The 20,806-nt window shown below is 55.0% G+C and carries 20 protein-coding genes and 1 tRNA gene; all 21 read left to right on the top strand.

Going from position 1 to position 20,806, the window contains the following annotated elements; all coding sequences use genetic code 11:
* Positions 1-14 precede the first annotated feature (14 nt).
* Positions 15-90 (top strand) — tRNA-Trp (locus ACA048_RS26540).
* A 45-nt stretch (positions 91-135) separates the two neighbouring features.
* The gene (secE, locus tag ACA048_RS26535; RefSeq protein ID WP_007896620.1) at positions 136-504 is read left to right on the top strand and encodes a preprotein translocase subunit SecE; all 369 of its coding nucleotides are present in this window, start codon (positions 136-138) and stop codon (positions 502-504) included.
* Positions 505-513: 9 nt separating this feature from the next.
* Positions 514-1,047 (top strand): transcription termination/antitermination protein NusG, encoded by a 534-nt coding sequence (gene nusG / locus ACA048_RS26530; RefSeq protein ID WP_007896622.1) that lies wholly within the window; start codon positions 514-516, stop codon positions 1,045-1,047.
* 117 nt (positions 1,048-1,164) lie between these two features.
* Complete coding sequence (rplK, locus tag ACA048_RS26525) at positions 1,165-1,596, top strand: 50S ribosomal protein L11 (RefSeq protein ID WP_003176435.1); 432 nt, start codon at positions 1,165-1,167, stop codon at positions 1,594-1,596.
* Positions 1,596-2,291 carry a 50S ribosomal protein L1 gene (gene rplA, locus ACA048_RS26520; protein ID WP_008041297.1) on the top strand — a complete coding sequence of 232 codons (696 nt, stop codon included), beginning with the start codon at positions 1,596-1,598 and terminating at the stop codon, positions 2,289-2,291. The genes rplK and rplA overlap by 1 nt, the downstream gene beginning before the upstream one ends.
* 198 nt (positions 2,292-2,489) lie before the next feature.
* Positions 2,490-2,990, top strand: a complete 501-nt coding sequence (rplJ, locus tag ACA048_RS26515; RefSeq protein WP_497626927.1) for a 50S ribosomal protein L10 — start codon at positions 2,490-2,492, stop codon at positions 2,988-2,990.
* A gap of 75 nt (positions 2,991-3,065) precedes the next feature.
* The gene (gene rplL / locus ACA048_RS26510) at positions 3,066-3,431 is read left to right on the top strand and encodes a 50S ribosomal protein L7/L12 (protein WP_497626926.1); all 366 of its coding nucleotides are present in this window, start codon (positions 3,066-3,068) and stop codon (positions 3,429-3,431) included.
* A 220-nt stretch (positions 3,432-3,651) separates the two neighbouring features.
* Entirely contained in the window at positions 3,652-7,725 is a 4,074-nt protein-coding gene (gene rpoB, locus ACA048_RS26505; protein WP_007946139.1) for a DNA-directed RNA polymerase subunit beta, read from the top strand.
* Positions 7,726-7,789: 64 nt separating this feature from the next.
* A complete protein-coding gene (gene rpoC, locus ACA048_RS26500) occupies positions 7,790-11,989 on the top strand; it encodes a DNA-directed RNA polymerase subunit beta' (RefSeq protein ID WP_008145492.1) in 4,200 nt (1,399 codons plus the stop codon).
* A 215-nt stretch (positions 11,990-12,204) separates the two neighbouring features.
* The gene (rpsL, locus tag ACA048_RS26495; RefSeq protein ID WP_002555494.1) at positions 12,205-12,576 is read left to right on the top strand and encodes a 30S ribosomal protein S12; all 372 of its coding nucleotides are present in this window, start codon (positions 12,205-12,207) and stop codon (positions 12,574-12,576) included.
* A 118-nt stretch (positions 12,577-12,694) separates the two neighbouring features.
* A complete protein-coding gene (rpsG, locus tag ACA048_RS26490) occupies positions 12,695-13,165 on the top strand; it encodes a 30S ribosomal protein S7 (protein ID WP_002555493.1) in 471 nt (156 codons plus the stop codon).
* Between the two features lie 30 nt (positions 13,166-13,195).
* The gene (fusA, locus tag ACA048_RS26485) at positions 13,196-15,301 is read left to right on the top strand and encodes an elongation factor G (RefSeq protein ID WP_140672297.1); all 2,106 of its coding nucleotides are present in this window, start codon (positions 13,196-13,198) and stop codon (positions 15,299-15,301) included.
* 30 nt (positions 15,302-15,331) lie between these two features.
* Positions 15,332-16,525 carry an elongation factor Tu gene (gene tuf / locus ACA048_RS26480; RefSeq protein ID WP_027924378.1) on the top strand — a complete coding sequence of 398 codons (1,194 nt, stop codon included), beginning with the start codon at positions 15,332-15,334 and terminating at the stop codon, positions 16,523-16,525.
* Positions 16,526-16,682: 157 nt separating this feature from the next.
* A complete protein-coding gene (gene rpsJ, locus ACA048_RS26475; protein WP_003186070.1) occupies positions 16,683-16,994 on the top strand; it encodes a 30S ribosomal protein S10 in 312 nt (103 codons plus the stop codon).
* Positions 16,995-17,074: 80 nt separating this feature from the next.
* Positions 17,075-17,710: a 50S ribosomal protein L3 gene (gene rplC, locus ACA048_RS26470; RefSeq protein WP_003186059.1), complete on the top strand. Its 636-nt coding sequence runs from the start codon at positions 17,075-17,077 to the stop codon at positions 17,708-17,710.
* A gap of 12 nt (positions 17,711-17,722) precedes the next feature.
* A complete protein-coding gene (rplD, locus tag ACA048_RS26465; protein WP_007896707.1) occupies positions 17,723-18,325 on the top strand; it encodes a 50S ribosomal protein L4 in 603 nt (200 codons plus the stop codon).
* Positions 18,322-18,621, top strand: coding sequence for a 50S ribosomal protein L23 (rplW, locus tag ACA048_RS26460; RefSeq protein WP_002555488.1), 300 nt, complete (start codon positions 18,322-18,324; stop codon positions 18,619-18,621). Before rplD ends, rplW begins: the two co-directional genes overlap by 4 nt.
* A gap of 14 nt (positions 18,622-18,635) precedes the next feature.
* Positions 18,636-19,460, top strand: a complete 825-nt coding sequence (gene rplB, locus ACA048_RS26455) for a 50S ribosomal protein L2 (protein ID WP_003176423.1) — start codon at positions 18,636-18,638, stop codon at positions 19,458-19,460.
* 16 nt (positions 19,461-19,476) lie between these two features.
* Positions 19,477-19,752, top strand: a complete 276-nt coding sequence (rpsS, locus tag ACA048_RS26450; protein WP_002555486.1) for a 30S ribosomal protein S19 — start codon at positions 19,477-19,479, stop codon at positions 19,750-19,752.
* A gap of 11 nt (positions 19,753-19,763) precedes the next feature.
* A complete protein-coding gene (gene rplV / locus ACA048_RS26445; RefSeq protein WP_003103908.1) occupies positions 19,764-20,096 on the top strand; it encodes a 50S ribosomal protein L22 in 333 nt (110 codons plus the stop codon).
* A 13-nt stretch (positions 20,097-20,109) separates the two neighbouring features.
* Positions 20,110-20,796, top strand: a complete 687-nt coding sequence (rpsC, locus tag ACA048_RS26440) for a 30S ribosomal protein S3 (protein ID WP_003176422.1) — start codon at positions 20,110-20,112, stop codon at positions 20,794-20,796.
* Positions 20,797-20,806 lie beyond the last annotated feature (10 nt).

Raw genomic sequence — 20,806 nt, 5'->3', positions numbered from 1 at the left:
CCTGATTTTGTTTTAGGTCAGTAGCTCAATTGGCAGAGCGACGGTCTCCAAAACCGTAGGTTGGGGGTTCGATTCCCTCCTGACCTGCCAGATTCACTTGGTGTGTCTGGCTTTCTTTTCACAGGATCTTCATAGATGACTCCTAAAGCTGAAGCTCAAGGCTCTCGCTTCGATCTGCTCAAGTGGCTAGTAGTAGTCGCTTTGGTGGTTGTTGGCGTTGTTGGCAATCAGTATTACTCTGCTTCGCCGATCCTGTACCGCGTACTTGCATTGCTCGTCATTGCTGCTGTAGCTGCCTTTGTAGGCCTGCAGACAGTCAAGGGCAAGTCTTTCTTTGTACTGGTTAAGGAAGCTCGCACCGAGATTCGTAAAGTCGTATGGCCAACTCGCCAAGAAACCACGCAGACCACGTTGATTGTTGTGGCTGTTGTTCTGGTTATGGCGTTGCTGTTGTGGGGGCTTGATTCCCTGCTCGGCTGGCTTGTTTCCTTGATTGTCGGCTAAGGGTGTCCCGTGGCTAAGCGTTGGTACGTTGTGCATGCTTACTCCGGTTACGAGAAGCATGTCATGCGCTCGTTGGTAGAGCGCGTAAAGCTGGCTGGCATGGAAGATGGCTTTGGCGAAATTCTGGTTCCCACTGAAGAAGTGGTTGAAATGCGTAATGGCCAGAAACGCAAAAGCGAGCGCAAGTTCTTCCCAGGTTATGTGCTGGTACAGATGGATATGAATGAGGGTACTTGGCACTTGGTCAAGGATACTCCTCGGGTGATGGGCTTCATTGGCGGTACTGCCGATAAGCCAGCACCAATCACTGATAAAGAGGCAGAAGCAATTCTGCGTCGCGTTGCTGATGGTAGCGACAAACCGAAGCCGAAGACGTTGTTCGAGCCAGGCGAGTCGGTACGTGTCAATGATGGGCCGTTTGCTGATTTTACTGGCACGGTCGAAGAAGTTAACTACGAGAAGAGCCGGATCCAAGTGGCAGTGCTCATTTTCGGTCGCTCTACTCCGGTAGAGTTAGAGTTCAGCCAGGTCGAAAAAGTCTAGCTGAGCAAGCATCCCAACCCCGCAGCCCTAGGCTGTGGGGTTTTGTCGTCACTGGGATAAACGCGCAAGTAACCGGGGAGCCTTTCGAGGCGTTTGAACCCGTAATTGGAGTGCCTCATGGCCAAGAAAATTACCGCTTACATCAAGCTGCAAGTGAAGGCCGCTCAGGCTAACCCAAGCCCACCTGTTGGTCCTGCTCTGGGTCAGCACGGCGTGAACATCATGGAATTCTGCAAGGCCTTCAACGCCCGTACTCAGGGTCTTGAGCCAGGTCTGCCGACTCCAGTGATCATCACTGTCTACAGCGACCGTAGCTTCACTTTTGAAACCAAGTCCACCCCTGCTTCGGTTCTGCTGAAGAAGGCTGCTGGTCTGACTAGCGGTTCCGCTCGTCCGAACACCGTTAAGGTTGGCACCGTGACCCGTGCTCAGCTGGAAGAAATCGCGAAAACCAAAAACGCGGATCTGACTGCAGCTGATATGGACGCAGCCGTGCGTACTATCGCCGGTTCTGCTCGTAGCATGGGCCTTAACGTGGAGGGTGTGTAATGGCTAAGTTGACCAAGCGTCAAAAGGCTATCGCCGGCAAAATCGAAGCAGGCAAGTCCTACAACTTTGTAGACGCTGCTGCTCTGTTGGCTGAGCTGTCGACTGTCAAGTTCAGCGAGTCGTTCGACGTAGCTGTTAACCTGGGTGTTGACCCGCGTAAATCTGACCAGGTTGTTCGTAGCGCTACTGTGCTGCCACACGGCACTGGCAAGACCGTTCGCGTTGCTGTGTTCACCCAGGGTCCAGCTGCTGAGGCCGCTCTGGCTGCCGGCGCTGACCGTGTAGGTATGGACGATCTGGCTGCCGAAATGAAAGGCGGCGACCTGAACTATGACGTAGTGATCGCATCCCCGGATGCAATGCGCGTTGTTGGTCAGTTGGGTCAGATCCTCGGTCCACGCGGCCTGATGCCTAACCCTAAAGTCGGCACCGTAACTCCAGACGTAGCTACCGCGGTTAAGAACGCCAAGGCTGGTCAGGTTCGTTATCGCACCGACAAAAACGGCATCATCCACACTTCCGTTGGCAAGATCGGCTTCGACGCCGTCAAGCTGAAGGAAAACGTTGAAGCCCTGATCGCTGATCTGAAGCGTATCAAGCCAGCTTCCTCGAAAGGCATTTACGTCAAGCGCGTTACCCTGAGCACCACTATGGGCCCAGGTCTGGTCATCGACCAAAGTTCGCTCGACGCGTAAGACACAGGTTGGCGCAAGCGATTGCGCCAATTGAAAGATTGGGGTCCCTGCCTGGCGGGGGCTATCCAAGACCGTAGGCGACGCAAGTCTTAAACCTAAAGCCTACGCAGATGGTGCTCCCGGTTCCTTACCGAATCAGACACCAAAACGACATCCGGCTCCGGCCAGATGAAACGGTAACAAGCAGGAGTTAAACCCGTGGCAATTAATCTCGAAGACAAGAAGGCCATCGTCGCTGAAGTCAACGAGGCTGCCAAAGTCGCTCTGTCCGCTGTCGTGGCTGATGCCCGTGGCGTAACAGTAGGCGCGATGACCGGACTCCGTAAAGAGGCTCGTGAAGCTGGCGTTTACGTACGTGTTGTACGTAATACCCTGCTCAAGCGCGCTGTTGCTGACACTGAATACAGTGTCCTCAACGACGTGTTCACTGGCCCGACTCTGATCGCGTTCTCCAAGGATCATCCAGGCGCTGCTGCCCGTTTGTTCAAGGAATTCGCCAAGAGTCAGGATAAGTTCGAGATCAAGGCAGCTGCGTTCGAGGGCAAGTTCCTCGCAGCTAACCAAATCGACGTACTGGCAACTCTGCCGACCCGTGACGAAGCAATTTCTCAGCTGATGAGCGTGATTCAAGGCGCTACCAGCAAATTGGCTCGTACTCTGGCGGCAATTCGCGACCAAAAAGAAGCAGTTGCAGCCTAAGGCTCGTCTCCTTCTCGCGTTTTTTGTTAATTTCGATGGTCGCGTAGGCCGTCCCCCAATTCAGGAATTAGATTCATGTCTATCTCTCAAGACGATATCCTCAACGCCGTAGCTGAAATGTCGGTTCTGCAGGTTGTTGAGCTGATCAAAGCTTTCGAAGAAAAATTCGGCGTTACCGCTGCTGCTGCATCGGCTGGTCCAGCTGCTGCTGCCGCTGTTGTTGAAGAGCAAACCGAATTCAACGTCATGCTGCTGGAAGCTGGCGAGAAGAAAGTTAACGTGATCAAGGCAGTACGTGAACTGACCGGCCTGGGCTTGAAAGAAGCCAAGGCTGTAGTTGACGGCGCACCTGCCATGGTTCTGGAAGCCGTTTCGAAAGATGCCGGTGACAAAGCCAAAGCTACTCTGGAAGAAGCAGGCGCTAAAGTCGAGCTGAAGTAAGCATCGACTTTGCTCCTCCAGCCCGAGCGTTAAGCAAAAGGCTGATGGCTGGTGGCTCTTGCCACCGGCCTTTTTCCGTTATTGGCAGCCGACTGGGTCGGTGCTGATAACGAGCTGTAACCACCCGATGTGGTGGCGCAAACCATGGGGTTTGCACGATTTTCTGGCTGCTCCCGTCGGGAGGGGCCAAACAAGCAGGTGACCAAGCTGGGGAACGCTGATGGCTTACTCATATACTGAGAAAAAACGTATCCGCAAGGACTTTAGCAAGTTGCCGGACGTCATGGATGTGCCGTACCTCCTGGCCATCCAGCTGGATTCGTATCGTGAATTCTTGCAAGCGGGAGCGACTAAAGATCAGTTCCGCGACGTGGGCCTGCATGCGGCCTTCAAATCCGTTTTCCCGATCATCAGCTACTCCGGCAATGCTGCGCTGGAGTACGTCGGTTATCGCCTGGGCGAACCGGCATTTGATGTCAAAGAATGCGTATTGCGCGGTGTAACTTACGCCGTACCTTTGCGGGTAAAAGTGCGCCTGATCATTTTCGACAAAGAATCGTCGAACAAAGCGATCAAGGACATTAAAGAGCAAGAAGTCTACATGGGTGAAATCCCCCTGATGACTGAGAACGGTACCTTCGTAATCAACGGTACCGAGCGTGTAATCGTTTCCCAGCTGCACCGTTCCCCGGGCGTGTTCTTCGACCACGACCGTGGCAAGACGCACAGCTCCGGCAAACTGCTGTACTCCGCGCGCATCATTCCTTACCGCGGTTCGTGGTTGGACTTCGAGTTCGATCCGAAAGACTGCGTGTTCGTGCGTATCGACCGTCGTCGCAAGCTGCCTGCATCGGTATTGCTGCGCGCGCTGGGCTATACCACTGAAGAAGTGCTGGACGCGTTCTACACCACCAACGTTTTCCACCTGAGCGGCGAAACCCTCAGTCTGGAACTGATTGCTTCGCGTCTGCGTGGTGAAATCGCTGTTCTTGATATTCAGGACGAGAAGGGCAAGGTCATCGTTGAGGCTGGTCGCCGTATTACTGCGCGCCACATCAACCAGATCGAAAAAGCCGGTCTCAAGACCCTGGAAGTGCCTCTGGACTACGTCCTGGGCCGCACTACCGCCAAAGCCATCGTGCATCCGGCAACCGGCGAAATCCTGGCAGAGTGCAACACCGAGCTGAACACCGAGATCCTGGCCAAAATCGCCAAGGCTCAGGTTGTTCGCATTGAAACTCTGTACACCAACGATATCGACTGCGGTCCGTTCGTCTCCGACACACTGAAGATCGACTCCACCAGCAACCAATTGGAAGCGCTGGTCGAGATCTATCGCATGATGCGTCCAGGCGAGCCGCCAACCAAAGACGCTGCCGAGACCCTGTTCAACAACCTGTTCTTCAGCCCTGAGCGCTATGACCTGTCTGCGGTCGGCCGGATGAAGTTCAACCGTCGTATCGGTCGTACCGAGATCGAAGGTTCGGGCGTGTTGTGCAAAGAAGACATCGTCGCGGTACTGAAGACTCTGGTCGACATCCGTAACGGCAAAGGCATCGTCGATGACATCGACCACCTGGGTAACCGTCGTGTTCGCTGCGTAGGCGAAATGGCCGAGAACCAGTTCCGCGTTGGCCTGGTACGTGTTGAGCGTGCGGTCAAAGAGCGTCTGTCGATGGCTGAAAGCGAAGGCCTGATGCCGCAAGACCTGATCAACGCCAAGCCTGTAGCTGCGGCGGTGAAAGAGTTCTTCGGTTCCAGCCAGCTGTCCCAGTTCATGGACCAGAACAACCCGCTGTCCGAGATCACCCACAAGCGTCGTGTTTCTGCACTCGGCCCTGGCGGTTTGACTCGTGAGCGTGCTGGATTTGAAGTTCGTGACGTACACCCGACTCACTACGGTCGTGTATGCCCGATTGAAACGCCGGAAGGTCCGAACATCGGTCTGATCAACTCCCTGGCCGCTTATGCGCGCACCAACCAGTACGGTTTCCTCGAGAGCCCGTACCGTGTGGTGAAAGACGCTCTGGTCACCGACGAGATCGTGTTCCTGTCCGCCATCGAAGAAGCTGATCACGTGATCGCTCAGGCTTCGGCCACGATGAACGACAAGAAAGTCCTGATCGACGAGCTGGTAGCTGTCCGTCACTTGAACGAGTTCACCGTCAAGGCGCCGGAAGACGTCACCTTGATGGACGTATCGCCGAAGCAGGTAGTTTCGGTTGCAGCGTCGCTGATCCCGTTCCTCGAGCACGACGACGCCAACCGTGCGCTGATGGGTTCGAACATGCAGCGTCAAGCTGTGCCAACCCTGCGCGCTGACAAGCCGCTGGTCGGTACCGGTATGGAGCGTAACGTAGCTCGTGACTCCGGCGTTTGCGTCGTGGCTCGTCGTGGCGGTGTTATCGATTCCGTCGACGCCAGCCGTATCGTGGTTCGTGTTGCTGATGACGAAGTTGAAACCGGCGAAGCTGGTGTCGACATCTACAACCTGACCAAGTACACCCGCTCCAACCAGAACACCTGCATCAACCAGCGTCCGCTGGTGCGTAAAGGTGATCGGGTTCAGCGCAGCGACATCATGGCTGATGGTCCGTCCACCGACATGGGTGAGCTTGCTCTGGGTCAGAACATGCGCATCGCGTTCATGGCATGGAACGGCTTCAACTTCGAAGACTCCATCTGCCTGTCCGAGCGTGTGGTTCAGGAAGATCGCTTCACCACGATCCACATTCAGGAACTGACCTGTGTGGCACGTGACACCAAGCTTGGGCCAGAGGAAATCACTGCAGACATCCCGAACGTGGGTGAAGCTGCACTGAACAAACTGGACGAAGCCGGTATCGTTTACGTAGGTGCTGAAGTTGGCGCAGGCGACATTCTGGTTGGTAAGGTCACTCCGAAAGGCGAGACCCAACTGACTCCGGAAGAGAAGCTGTTGCGTGCCATCTTCGGTGAAAAAGCCAGCGACGTTAAAGACACCTCCCTGCGCGTGCCAACCGGCACCAAGGGTACCGTCATCGACGTACAGGTCTTCACCCGTGACGGCGTTGAGCGTGATGCTCGTGCACTGTCGATCGAGAAGACTCAACTCGACGAGATCCGTAAGGATCTGAACGAAGAGTTCCGTATCGTTGAAGGCGCCACTTTCGAACGTCTGCGTTCCGCTCTGGTCGGCCACAAAGCCGAAGGCGGCGCCGGTCTGAAGAAAGGTCAGGACATCACCGACGAAGTTCTCGACGGTCTTGAGCATGGTCAGTGGTTCAAGCTGCGCATGGCTGAAGATGCTCTGAACGAGCAGCTCGAGAAGGCTCAGGCCTACATCGTTGATCGCCGCCGTCTGCTGGACGACAAGTTCGAAGACAAGAAGCGCAAACTGCAGCAGGGCGATGACCTGGCTCCAGGCGTGCTGAAAATCGTCAAGGTTTACCTGGCAATCCGTCGCCGCATCCAGCCGGGCGACAAGATGGCCGGTCGTCACGGTAACAAAGGTGTGGTCTCCGTGATCATGCCGGTTGAAGACATGCCGCACGATGCCAATGGCACCCCGGTCGACGTTGTCCTCAACCCGTTGGGCGTACCTTCGCGTATGAACGTTGGTCAGATCCTTGAAACCCACCTCGGCCTCGCGGCCAAAGGTCTGGGCGAGAAGATCAACCGGATGATCGAAGAGCAGCGCAAAGTTGCTGAGCTTCGTACCTTCCTCGACGAGATCTACAACCAGATCGGCGGTCGTAACGAAGATCTGGATAGCTTCTCCGACCAGGAAATCCTGGATCTGGCGAAGAACCTGCGTGGCGGCGTTCCAATGGCCACTCCAGTGTTCGACGGCGCCAAGGAAAGCGAAATCAAGGCCATGCTGAAACTGGCAGACCTGCCAGAAAGCGGCCAGATGCAGCTGACCGACGGCCGTACCGGCAACAAGTTCGAGCGCCCGGTTACTGTTGGCTACATGTACATGCTGAAGCTGAACCACTTGGTAGACGACAAGATGCACGCTCGTTCTACCGGTTCGTACAGCCTGGTTACCCAGCAGCCGCTGGGTGGTAAGGCACAGTTCGGTGGTCAGCGTTTCGGGGAGATGGAGGTCTGGGCACTGGAAGCTTACGGTGCCGCTTACACTCTGCAAGAAATGCTCACAGTGAAGTCGGACGATGTGAACGGCCGTACCAAGATGTACAAAAACATCGTGGATGGCGATCACCGTATGGAGCCGGGCATGCCCGAGTCTTTCAACGTGTTGATCAAGGAAATTCGTTCCCTCGGCATCGATATCGATCTGGAAACCGAATAACACGTGACGCGAATCGAGAGCGGGGCAGGATTGCCCGCTCTCTGCTCCGCCAGGAGGAAAGGCCTTGAAAGACCTACTGAATTTGCTGAAAAACCAGGGTCAAGTCGAAGAGTTCGACGCCATCCGTATTGGATTGGCATCGCCTGAGATGATCCGTTCGTGGTCGTTCGGTGAAGTTAAAAAGCCGGAAACCATCAACTACCGTACGTTCAAACCTGAACGTGACGGCCTGTTCTGCGCCAAGATCTTTGGCCCGGTCAAGGATTACGAGTGCCTGTGCGGTAAGTACAAGCGCTTGAAGCACCGTGGTGTGATCTGCGAGAAGTGCGGCGTTGAAGTCGCGCTGGCTAAAGTTCGTCGTGAGCGCATGGCGCACATTGAACTGGCCTCGCCAGTTGCCCACATCTGGTTCCTGAAATCGCTGCCGTCGCGTATCGGCTTGCTGATGGACATGACCCTGCGTGATATCGAACGCGTTCTCTACTTCGAGAGCTATGTCGTTATCGATCCAGGCATGACCACCCTTGAAAAAGGTCAGCTGCTCAACGACGAGCAGTACTTCGAAGCGCTGGAAGAGTTCGGCGACGATTTCGATGCCCGCATGGGTGCCGAAGCTGTCCGTGAACTGCTGCACGCTATCGATCTGGAACACGAGATTGGCCGTCTGCGTGAAGAAATTCCGCAAACCAACTCCGAAACCAAAATCAAGAAGCTGTCCAAGCGTCTGAAGTTGATGGAAGCCTTCCAGGGTTCCGGCAATCTTCCAGAATGGATGGTGCTGACCGTTCTGCCGGTTCTGCCGCCAGATCTGCGTCCACTGGTCCCGCTGGATGGCGGTCGTTTCGCGACTTCCGACCTCAACGATCTGTATCGTCGAGTGATCAACCGTAACAACCGCTTGAAGCGTCTGCTTGATTTGTCCGCTCCGGACATCATTGTGCGCAACGAAAAGCGTATGTTGCAGGAAGCCGTCGACGCACTGCTCGACAACGGTCGTCGTGGTCGCGCTATCACGGGTTCCAACAAGCGTCCTCTGAAATCCCTGGCTGACATGATCAAGGGTAAGCAGGGTCGTTTCCGTCAGAACTTGCTCGGTAAGCGTGTTGACTACTCCGGTCGTTCGGTAATTACCGTAGGTCCGACCCTGCGTCTGCACCAGTGCGGTCTGCCGAAGAAAATGGCTCTCGAGCTGTTCAAGCCGTTCATTTTCGGCAAGCTGGAAATGCGTGGTCTCGCTACCACCATCAAAGCTGCCAAGAAGATGGTCGAGCGCGAGCTGCCGGAAGTTTGGGATGTTCTCGCTGAAGTCATTCGCGAACACCCGGTTCTCCTCAACCGTGCACCGACCCTTCACCGTCTGGGTATCCAGGCGTTTGAACCAGTACTGATCGAAGGTAAGGCTATCCAGCTGCACCCTCTGGTCTGTGCTGCGTACAACGCCGACTTCGACGGCGACCAAATGGCCGTGCACGTACCGCTGACACTGGAAGCCCAGTTGGAAGCGCGTGCGTTGATGATGTCGACCAACAACATTCTGTCGCCAGCCAACGGTGAGCCAATCATCGTTCCGTCGCAGGACGTTGTATTGGGTCTGTACTACATGACTCGTGAAGCGATCAACGCCAAGGGCGAAGGTCGTGTGTTCGCGGATCTGCAAGAAGTTGACCGTGTGTTCCGTGCCGGCGAAGCCGCACTGCACGCTAAAGTCAAAGTGCGGATCAATGAAACCGTTAACGATCGTGATGGTGGCAGCGTCAAGAACACCCGTATCGTCGACACTACCGTCGGCCGTGCGCTGTTGTTCCAGGTTGTTCCACCTGGCCTGTCGTACGACGTCGTCAACCAGCCGATGAAGAAAAAGGCGATCTCCAAGCTGATCAACCAGTGCTACCGCGTGGTTGGTTTGAAAGAGACCGTGATCTTCGCTGACCAGTTGATGTACACCGGTTTTGCTTATTCGACCATCTCCGGCGTTTCCATTGGCGTTAACGACTTCGTTATCCCGGATGAAAAAGCCCGCATCATCAACGCTGCTACTGATGAAGTGAAAGAGATCGAAAGTCAGTACGCCTCCGGCCTGGTAACCCAGGGCGAGAAGTACAACAAAGTGATCGACCTTTGGTCCAAGGCGAACGACGAAGTTTCCAAGGCGATGATGGCCAACCTCTCGAAAGAGAAAGTTATCGATCGTCATGGCGTCGAAGTCGACCAAGAGTCTTTCAACTCGATGTACATGATGGCCGACTCGGGCGCACGGGGTTCTGCTGCGCAGATCCGTCAGCTCGCCGGTATGCGTGGCCTGATGGCCAAGCCGGACGGCTCCATCATTGAAACGCCGATTACTGCGAACTTCCGTGAAGGTTTGAGCGTACTTCAGTACTTCATCTCCACTCACGGTGCTCGTAAAGGTTTGGCGGATACCGCGTTGAAAACTGCGAACTCCGGTTACCTGACTCGTCGTCTGGTAGACGTGGCGCAGGATCTGGTTGTGACCGAGATCGATTGCGGCACCGAACATGGCCTGGTAATGACACCGCACATTGAAGGCGGTGACGTTGTTGAGCCGCTGGGTGAGCGCGTATTGGGTCGTGTTATTGCCCGTGACGTGTTCAAACCAGGTACCGAAGAAATCATCGTTCCTGCCGGCACACTGGTAGACGAGAAGTGGGTTGAGTTCATCGAGCTGAACAGCATCGATGAAGTGATCGTGCGTTCGCCAATCAGCTGCGAAACCCGCTACGGCATTTGCGCCAAGTGCTACGGCCGTGACCTGGCTCGTGGTCACCAGGTGAACATCGGTGAAGCGGTCGGCGTTATTGCTGCCCAGTCCATCGGTGAGCCGGGTACCCAGCTGACCATGCGTACGTTCCACATCGGTGGTGCGGCAAGCCGGACCTCCGCAGCTGACAGCGTTCAGGTGAAGAATGGCGGTACCGTCCGTCTGCACAACCTGAAACACGTTGAGCGAGTGGACGGTTGCCTGGTTGCTGTGTCCCGTTCGGGTGAGCTGGCAATCGCTGATGACTTTGGTCGTGAGCGCGAGCGTTACAAGCTGCCGTACGGTGCTGTGATTTCGGTTAAAGAAGGTGACAAGGTCGACGCTGGCGCAATCGTGGCCAAGTGGGATCCGCACACTCACCCAATCGTTACCGAAATGAAAGGTACCGTGACCTACGTGGGCATGGAAGAAGGCATCACGATCAAGCGTCAGACTGACGAATTGACCGGTATGACCAACATTGAAGTACTCGACGCCAAAGACCGTCCAGCTGCCGGTAAAGATATCCGTCCTGCTGTGAAGATGGTTGATGACAACGGCAAGGATCTCTTGCTGCCGGGTACTGACGTAATTGCTCAGTACTTCCTGCCTGCTAACGCCCTGGTTGGTGTAGCGGATGGTGCGAAGATTGCGATCGGTGATGTTATCGCTCGTATCCCGCAAGAGACTTCGAAGACCCGTGACATCACCGGTGGTCTGCCGCGTGTTGCCGACTTGTTCGAAGCACGTCGTCCGAAAGAAGCCTCGATTCTGGCTGAAGTCAGCGGCACCATCGCGTTCGGTAAAGAGACCAAAGGCAAGCGCCGTCTGGTTATCACTCCGAACGACGGCACCGATCCGTACGAAGAGCTGATTCCGAAGTGGCGTCACCTGAACGTCTTCGAAGGCGAACAGGTAAACCGCGGCGAAGTTATCTCCGACGGCCCGAGCGATCCACACGACATCCTGCGTCTGCTGGGTGTGAGTGCGCTGGCCAAGTACATCGTGAACGAGATCCAGGACGTTTATCGTCTGCAAGGCGTGAAGATCAACGACAAGCACATCGAGACCATCCTGCGTCAGATGTTGCGTAAGGTTGAAATCGCTGAATCCGGCGACTCGACTTTCATCAAGGGCGACCAGATGGAGTTGACTCACGTTCTGGTAGAGAACGAGCGTCTGGCGGGCGACGAGAAATTCGTTTCCAAGTTCACTCGTGTGTTGCTGGGTATCACCAAGGCGTCGTTGTCCACCGAATCGTTCATCTCGGCGGCTTCCTTCCAGGAAACCACTCGCGTATTGACCGAGGCGGCGGTAACCGGCAAGCGCGATTACCTGCGCGGCCTGAAAGAAAACGTGGTCGTGGGTCGTCTGATCCCGGCTGGTACCGGTCTGGCTTATCACAGCGAGCGTAAGCGTCGCCGTGATGCTGACAAACCGTTGCGCGTAAGCGCCAGTGAAGTGGAAGCTGCACTGACCGAAGCGCTGAACTCTAGCGGTAACTGAGTTCTGCGATAAATGAGCTAAGGCCCTGGCTGCTCCGTTCATCGAATCGAGACAATTTGTCGAGGTTGGATGGGTGGGGAGGTCGGGGCCTTGCCTTGACTGGGGACAAGATCCTCTTTAGACTCTTGTACCCCTAAATTTGGCGGGAATTCGTTCCTGCCATTTTGCTTTTCTTGCAAGACAATAGCGTCGCAAGACAACAGTGGAGCTAGTAGATGGCAACTATCAACCAGCTGGTACGTCAGCCGCGTAAGCGTATCGTCGAGAAATCCGACGTGCCTGCGCTGCAGAACTGCCCGCAACGTCGTGGCGTATGCACCCGTGTGTATACCACCACGCCGAAAAAACCTAACTCGGCACTGCGTAAAGTATGCCGTGTGCGTCTGACCAACGGTTTCGAGGTTTCCTCGTACATCGGCGGTGAAGGCCACAACCTGCAAGAGCACAGCGTGGTACTGATCCGCGGCGGTCGTGTAAAAGACTTGCCAGGTGTTCGTTACCACACCGTACGCGGTTCTTTGGATACTTCCGGCGTTAAAGGTCGTAACCAGGGTCGCTCGAAGTACGGTACCAAGAAGCCTAAGTAGTAGCGGCTTTTTGTAAAAACTGATTTTCTATTTTTCTGAGTCGATAAGAGTAAGGTCGGAGGCGTCCCGCAAGGGCACCGATTCCGAGCGAACCTGAAGACCGTTTGAGGGCTTATCCATGCCAAGAAGACGCGTAGCAGCCAAGCGCGAAGTGCTTGACGATCCAAAGTACGGCAGCCAGATCCTGGCCAAGTTCATGAACCACGTTATGGAAAGCGGCAAGAAAGCCGTTGCCGAACGTATCGTTTATGGCGCGCTGGAAAAAGTTAAAGAACGCAAGAACAGCGATCCCCTGGAAATCTTCGAGAAAGCTCTCGACGCCATCGCTCCGCTGGTCGAAGTAAAGTCGCGCCGTGTAGGCGGTGCTACTTACCAGGTTCCGGTCGAAGTTCGTCCGTCCCGTCGTAACGCTCTGGCAATGCGCTGGTTGGTAGACTTCGCCCGCAAGCGCGGCGAGAAGTCTATGGCTCTGCGTTTGGCTGGCGAACTGTTGGACGCCGCTGAAGGTAAAGGTGCTGCAGTTAAGAAGCGTGAAGACGTGCACCGTATGGCTGAAGCCAACAAGGCTTTCTCGCACTACCGCTTCTAATTTTAGCGTCACTAATTTTGCGAGGGCTTTATGGCTCGTACAACACCGATTAATCGCTACCGTAACATTGGTATCGTTGCACACGTGGATGCTGGTAAAACCACCACCACCGAGCGCGTCCTTTTTTACACTGGCAAAAGTCACAAGATGGGCGAGGTGCATGACGGCGCCGCGACCACAGACTGGATGGTGCAGGAGCAGGAGCGTGGTATTACCATTACTTCTGCTGCTATTACCGCCTTCTGGCAGGGTTCCGAGAAGCAGCACAAGGACCAATACCGTTTCAACGTCATCGACACCCCGGGCCACGTAGACTTCACTATTGAAGTTGAGCGTTCCCTGCGTGTTCTCGACGGCGCGGTCGTTGTGTTCTGCGGCACCTCGGGTGTTGAGCCTCAGTCGGAAACCGTATGGCGTCAAGCCAACAAGTACGGCGTTCCACGTCTTGTTTACGTAAACAAGATGGACCGTGCTGGTGCGAACTTCCTGCGCGTGATCGGTCAGATCAAGCAGCGTCTGGGTCACACTCCAGTGCCGATCCAGTTGGCTATCGGTTCCGAAGACAACTTCCAGGGTCAGATCGATCTGATGGCTATGGAAGCTGTTTACTGGAATGACTCTGACAAAGGCATGGTTCCAGTTCGTAAGCCTATCCCTGCTGAACTGCAGGAGCTGGCAGACGAGTGGCGCGGCAACATGATTGAAGCTGCGGCAGAAGCCAGCGAAGAGCTGATGAACAAGTACCTCGAAGGTGAAGAACTCACCAACGCGGAAATCAAGGCGGCTCTGCGTCAGCGTACTATCGCTGGTGAGATCGTTCTGGCTGTTTGCGGTTCTTCCTTCAAGAACAAGGGTGTTCCCCTGGTTCTCGACGCCGTTATCGACTACCTGCCTGCTCCTTCCGAAATTCCTGCCATCAAGGGTACTGACCCGGATGACGAGACTATCGAGCTGGAGCGTCATGCAGACGACAACGAGCCGTTCTCGGCTCTGGCGTTCAAGATCGCTACCGACCCATTCGTGGGTACCTTGACCTTCGTTCGAGTTTACTCGGGCGTGTTGGCCTCCGGCGACGGCGTGATCAACTCGGTTAAAGGCAAGAAAGAGCGCGTGGGTCGTATGGTGCAAATGCACGCAAACGCCCGTGAAGAAATCAAGGAAGTGCGCGCTGGTGACATCGCGGCCTTGATCGGCATGAAGGACGTCACCACTGGTGAGACTTTGTGCAACGCTGACAAGCCAATCATCCTGGTTCGTATGGACTTCCCGGAGCCGGTTATTTCGGTTGCCGTAGAGCCTAAGACCAAGGACGACCAGGAAAAAATGGGCATCGCTCTGGGCAAGCTTGCTCAGGAAGATCCATCTTTCCGCGTCAAAACCGATGAAGAGACTGGTCAAACGATCATCTCCGGCATGGGCGAGCTGCACCTGGACATCCTGGTTGACCGGATGCGCCGTGAGTTCAACGTCGAAGCCAACATTGGTAAGCCTCAGGTTTCCTATCGTGAGCGCATCACGAAGAACTGTGAAATCGAAGGCAAGTTCGTTCGTCAATCCGGCGGTCGTGGTCAGTTCGGCCACTGCTGGATTCGTTTTGCTCCTGCTGACGAAGGTCAGGAAGGTCTGCAATTCGTGAACGAAGTCGTGGGTGGTGTGGTTCCTAAGGAATACATCCCGGCGATCCAGAAGGGTATCGAAGAGCAGATGAAGAACGGCGTTGTTGCCGGCTATCCGCTGATCGGCCTGAAGGCTACCGTGTTTGATGGTTCTTACCACGACGTCGACTCCAACGAGATGGCGTTTAAGGTGGCTGCTTCCATGGCGACCAAGCAACTGGCCCAGAAGGGCGGTGGTGAGTTGCTTGAGCCGATCATGGCGGTAGAGGTTGTTACGCCTGAAGACTATATGGGTGACGTGATGGGCGACCTTAACCGTCGTCGCGGCATGATTTTGGGTATGGAAGACACGGTCTCCGGCAAGGTAATTCGCGCCGAAGTTCCGCTGGGCGAGATGTTCGGTTATGCGACCGACGTTCGTTCCATGTCCCAGGGTCGCGCAAGCTACTCTATGGAATTCAAAAAATACAATACAGCTCCGTCGCACATCGTCGAAACTGTTACCAAAAAACAAGGCTGATTCAGCCCTTTAGGCAAGGAGTTAATTGTCGTGGCTAAAGAAAAATTTGATCGTTCCCTACCGCACGTCAACGTTGGCACCATCGGTCACGTTGACCACGGTAAAACCACTCTGACCGCAGCTCTGACTCGCGTCTGCTCCGAAGTATTCGGTTCGGCCATCGTTGATTTCGATAAAATCGACAGCGCGCCAGAAGAAAAAGCTCGTGGTATCACCATCAACACCGCACACGTCGAGTACAACTCGAAGATCCGTCACTACGCTCACGTTGACTGCCCAGGTCACGCTGACTATGTGAAGAACATGATCACTGGTGCTGCCCAGATGGACGGCGCTATCCTGGTTTGCTCGGCCGCTGATGGTCCGATGCCACAAACCCGTGAGCACATCCTGCTGTCCCGTCAGGTAGGCGTTCCGTACATCGTGGTTTTCCTGAACAAGGCTGACCTGGTAGACGACGCTGAGCTGCTGGAACTGGTTGAGATGGAAGTGCGCGATCTGCTGAGCACTTACGACTTCCCAGGCGACGACACTCCGATCATCATCGGTTCTGCTCGTATGGCTCTGGAAGGCAAAGACGACAACGAAATGGGCACCACTGCCGTTCGTAAACTGGTTGAAACTCTGGACAGCTACATCCCAGAACCAGTTCGTCTGACCGACAAGCCGTTCCTGATGCCAATCGAAGACGTATTCTCGATCTCCGGTCGCGGTACTGTTGTGACTGGTCGTATCGAGCGCGGTATCGTTCGCGTTCAGGATCCGCTGGAAATCGTTGGTCTGCGTGACACTACCGTCACCACCTGCACCGGTGTTGAAATGTTCCGCAAGCTGCTCGACGAAGGTCGTGCTGGCGAGAACTGCGGCGTGCTGCTGCGCGGCACCAAGCGTGACGACGTTGAGCGTGGTCAGGTTCTGGTTAAGCCGGGTTCGGTTAAGCCGCACACCAAGTTCACCGCAGAAGTTTACGTTCTGAGCAAGGAAGAAGGCGGTCGTCATACTCCGTTCTTCAAAGGCTACCGTCCACAGTTCTACTTCCGTACTACTGACGTGACTGGTAACTGCGAGCTGCCAGAAGGCGTTGAAATGGTAATGCCAGGTGACAACATTCAGATGACTGTTACCCTGATCAAAACCATCGCGATGGAAGATGGTCTGCGTTTCGCTATCCGTGAAGGCGGTCGTACCGTCGGCGCTGGCGTCGTAGCCAAAATCATCGAGTAAGCCTCTTTTTAGAGTCAGCTTGATGAATTGAAAAAGCCCCCGCTTAGCGGGGGCTTTTTTATTGGGTTGACACCTATCTGGGGCGTCTATAGAATTGCGCCTCCTTTTAACGGGCGTATTGCGCTCGGTGGGAATAGCAGCCGGAGTCTGAAATCCAATGCAAAATCAGCAAATCCGTATCAGGTTGAAGGCTTTTGACCATCGCCTGATCGACCAATCCACCCAGGAAATCGTGGAAACCGCGAAACGTACTGGTGCTCAAGTGCGTGGTCCAATTCCACTGCCTACCCGTAAAGAGCGGTTCACCGTTCTGGTCTCCCCGCACGTCAACAAAGACGCGCGTGACCAGTACGAGATCCGTACTCATAAGCGCGTTCTGGACATCGTCCAGCCAACGGATAAAACCGTTGATGCTCTTATGAAGCTTGATCTTGCGGCCGGTGTGGAAGTGCAGATCAGCCTCGGCTAAGACTCGGTCTTAGTCGTGTAACGCTCTGAAATGGGCGGCCATAGCGGGTGAAAGCCCCGTACACTCATGAGGTTTACAACATGACTATTGGTGTAGTCGGTCGTAAATGCGGTATGACCCGTATTTTCACCGAAGAAGGTGTCTCCATTCCGGTCACGGTCATTGAGATCGAACCGAATCGCGTCACCCAGTTCAAAACTGAAGAGACCGATGGCTATCGTGCAGTGCAAGTCACTGTAGGCGAGCGTCGTGCTTCGCGTGTTACAGCTGCTCAAGCTGGCCACTTCGCTAAAGCGAACGTTGCCGCTGGTCGTACCGTAATGGAATTCCGTCTTGAAGAAGGCGAGTACCAGGCCGGCGATCTGATCAACGCTGAAATCTTCGCCGCTGGTCAACTGGTTGATGTAACCGGTCAGTCCAAGGGTAAAGGCTTCCAGGGTACGATCAAGCGTTGGAATTTCCGCGGGCAAGATAATACCCACGGTAACTCCGTGTCCCACCGCGTTCCAGGCTCTATCGGCCAGTGCCAGACTCCTGGTCGTGTATTCAAGGGCAAAAAAATGTCCGGTCATATGGGCGCTGAGCGCGTGACCGTGCAGTCCCTCGAAGTAGTGCGCGTGGACGCTGAACGCAATCTGTTGTTGGTCAAGGGCGCTGTTCCTGGCGCTACTGGCGGCAACTTGGTTGTACGTCCAGCAGCCAAGGCTCGCGGTTAAGGGGAAGCTGACATGCAATTAAATGTAAATGACGCTCAAGCGATCGAAGTTTCCGAACTGACATTTGGCGGCGAATTCAACGAGACGCTGGTTCACCAAGCAGTCGTGGCCTACATGGCCGGCGGCCGTCAGGGTTCCAAGCAGCAAAAGACCCGTTCCGACGTTCGTGGTGGCGGTAAGCGCCCATGGCGTCAGAAAGGTACTGGCCGTGCTCGTGCCGGTACTATCCGTAGCCCAATCTGGCGTGGCGGCGGTACCACTTTCGCAGCTCGTCCTCAGGATCACACCCAGAAGCTGAACAAGAAGATGTATCGCGCAGCAATGCGTTCCATCCTTGCTGAGCTGGTGCGTACTGATCGTCTGGTCGTGGTTCAGGACTTCGCTGTTGATGCACCGAAGACCAAAGATCTGCTGAACAAACTGACCGGCATGGGCTTGACTGACGTCTTGATCGTGTCTGAAGTCGTTGATCAGAACCTGTACCTGGCTGCCCGTAACCTGCCACACGTTGATGTACGTGACGTGCAAGGTTCCGATCCAGTTAGTCTGATCGCATACGACAAGGTGTTGATCACCGTGTCGGCCGTGAAGAAATTCGAGGAGCTGCTGGGATGAACCAGGAACGCGTATTTAAAGTTCTGCTTGGCCCGCACGTTTCCGAGAAGGCTACGGTTCTGGCTGACAAGAAAGGCCAGTTCGTTTTCAAGGTTGCAACTGACGCAACCAAGCTGGAAATCAAGAAGGCCGTCGAAAGCCTGTTCAGCGTGAAAGTAGAGCGTGTTACTACCCTGAATGTTCTGGGTAAGAGCAAGCGCACTGCTCGCGGTCTGGGCAAGCGTAATGACTGGAAGAAGGCAGTTATCTCCCTTCAGCCAGGCCAAGATCTCGATTTCAGCAGCAGTGCTGAGTAAGGAAGGGGTGCATCATGGCAATCGTTAAATGCAAACCGACTTCCCCTGGCCGCCGTTTTGTGGTCAAGGTGGTCAACCAGGAGCTGCATAAAGGCGCTCCTCACGCACCGCTGCTCGAGAAAAAATCGAAGACTGGTGGTCGTAACAATAATGGTCGCATTACCACTCGTCACATCGGTGGTGGCCATAAGCAGCATTATCGTCTGGTCGATTTCCGTCGCAACGACAAAGATGGCATCTCTGCCACTGTCGAGCGTATCGAATACGATCCAAACCGTACTGCTCACATCGCTCTGCTGCTGTACGCAGATGGCGAGCGTCGCTACATCATCGCCCCTAAAGGCGTGAGTGCTGGTGACCAGCTGATCGCAGGTGCTCTGGCGCCGATCAAGCCGGGCAACGCTCTGCAACTGCGTAACATTCCAGTTGGTAGCACCGTACACGGCATCGAATTGAAGCCAGGTAAAGGCGCGCAAATCGCTCGTTCCGCTGGTGCTTCGGCTCAGCTGATCGCTCGTGAAGGTGTCTACGTGACCCTGCGTCTGCGTTCTGGTGAGATGCGTAAAGTGCTGGCTGAATGCCGCGCGACCCTGGGTGAAGTCTCGAACTCCGAGCACAGCCTGCGTTCGCTGGGTAAAGCTGGTGCCAAACGCTGGCGTGGCGTTCGCCCAACCGTTCGTGGTGTTGCCATGAACCCGGTTGACCACCCACATGGTGGTGGTGAAGGTCGTACCTCTGGTGGTCGTCATCCGGTATCGCCATGGGGCTTCCCGACTAAGGGCGCGAAGACTCGTGGTAATAAGCGTACCGACAAAATGATCGTCCGTCGTCGCAAGTAAATAGAGGGATACGACAGTGCCACGTTCTCTGAAAAAAGGTCCTTTTATCGATCTTCACCTATTGAAGAAGATCGAAGTGGCGGCGGAAAAGAATGATCGCAAACCGGTGAAAACCTGGTCGCGTCGTTCGATGATCCTGCCACAAATGGTCGGTTTGACCATCGCAGTACACAACGGTCGTCAACACGTCCCAGTTCTCGTTAACGAAGACATGGTCGGCCACAAACTGGGCGAGTTCGCCGGTACCCGCACTTATCGTGGGCACGTGGCAGACAAGAAAGCCAAGCGTTAAGGGGTTAGGAAATGGAAGTAGCCGCTAAGTTGTCGGGCGCTCGAATCTCCGCCCAGAAAGCCCGCTTGGTCGCCGACCAGATCCGCGGGAAGAAGGTGGGCGAAGCGCTCAACTTGTTGGCTTTCAGCAGTAAGAAAGCCGCCGAGATCATGAAGAAAGTGCTGGAGTCGGCCGTAGCCAACGCCGAGCATAACGAAGGTGCAGACGTTGATGACCTTAAAGTCAGCACCGTTTTCGTCAACGAAGGGCGTTCGCTGAAGCGCATCATGCCACGTGCCAAAGGCCGTGCTGATCGCATCGTCAAGCGGTCTTGCCATATCACTGTCAAGGTTGCTGACAAGTAACGGAGTCGAAGAGATGGGTCAGAAAGTACATCCCATTGGCATTCGCCTGGGAATCGTCAAGGAGCACACCTCCGTCTGGTACGCAGACGGTCGGACTTATGCGGACTATTTGTTCGCTGATCTGAAGGTGCGTGAGTATCTCCAAGACAAACTAAAAAGCGCGTCCGTAAGCCGTATCGATATCCATCGTCCGGCTCAGACTGCACGTATCACCATCCACACCGCTCGTCCAGGTATCGTTATCGGGAAGAAAGGTGAAGATGTTGAGAAACTGCGTCAGGACCTGACCAAGCAAATGGGTGTGCCTGTGCACATCAATATCGAAGAGATCCGCAAGCCGGAGCTCGACGGTATGCTGGTTGCGCAGAGCGTAGCTCAGCAGCTGGAGCGTCGCGTAATGTTCCGTCGCGCTATGAAGCGCGCTGTTCAGAACGCCATGCGCATTGGTGCCAAAGGCATCAAAATCCAAGTGAGCGGTCGTCTCGGCGGTGCTGAAATCGCACGTACTGAATGGTATCGCGAAGGTCGTGTGCCACTGCACACCCTGCGTGCCGACATCGACTATGCCAACTACGAAGCTCACACCACTTACGGTGTGATCGGTGTAAAGGTTTGGATCTTCAAAGGCGAAGTAATTGGTGGTCGCCAAGAAGAACTGAAACCACAAGCACCAGCGCCTCGTAAAAAAGCTGCTAAGTAAGGGGTACGCC

Source organism: Pseudomonas sp. LBUM1659, assembly GCF_059716045.1.
This window is presented reverse-complemented; position numbering and strand designations above follow the sequence as displayed.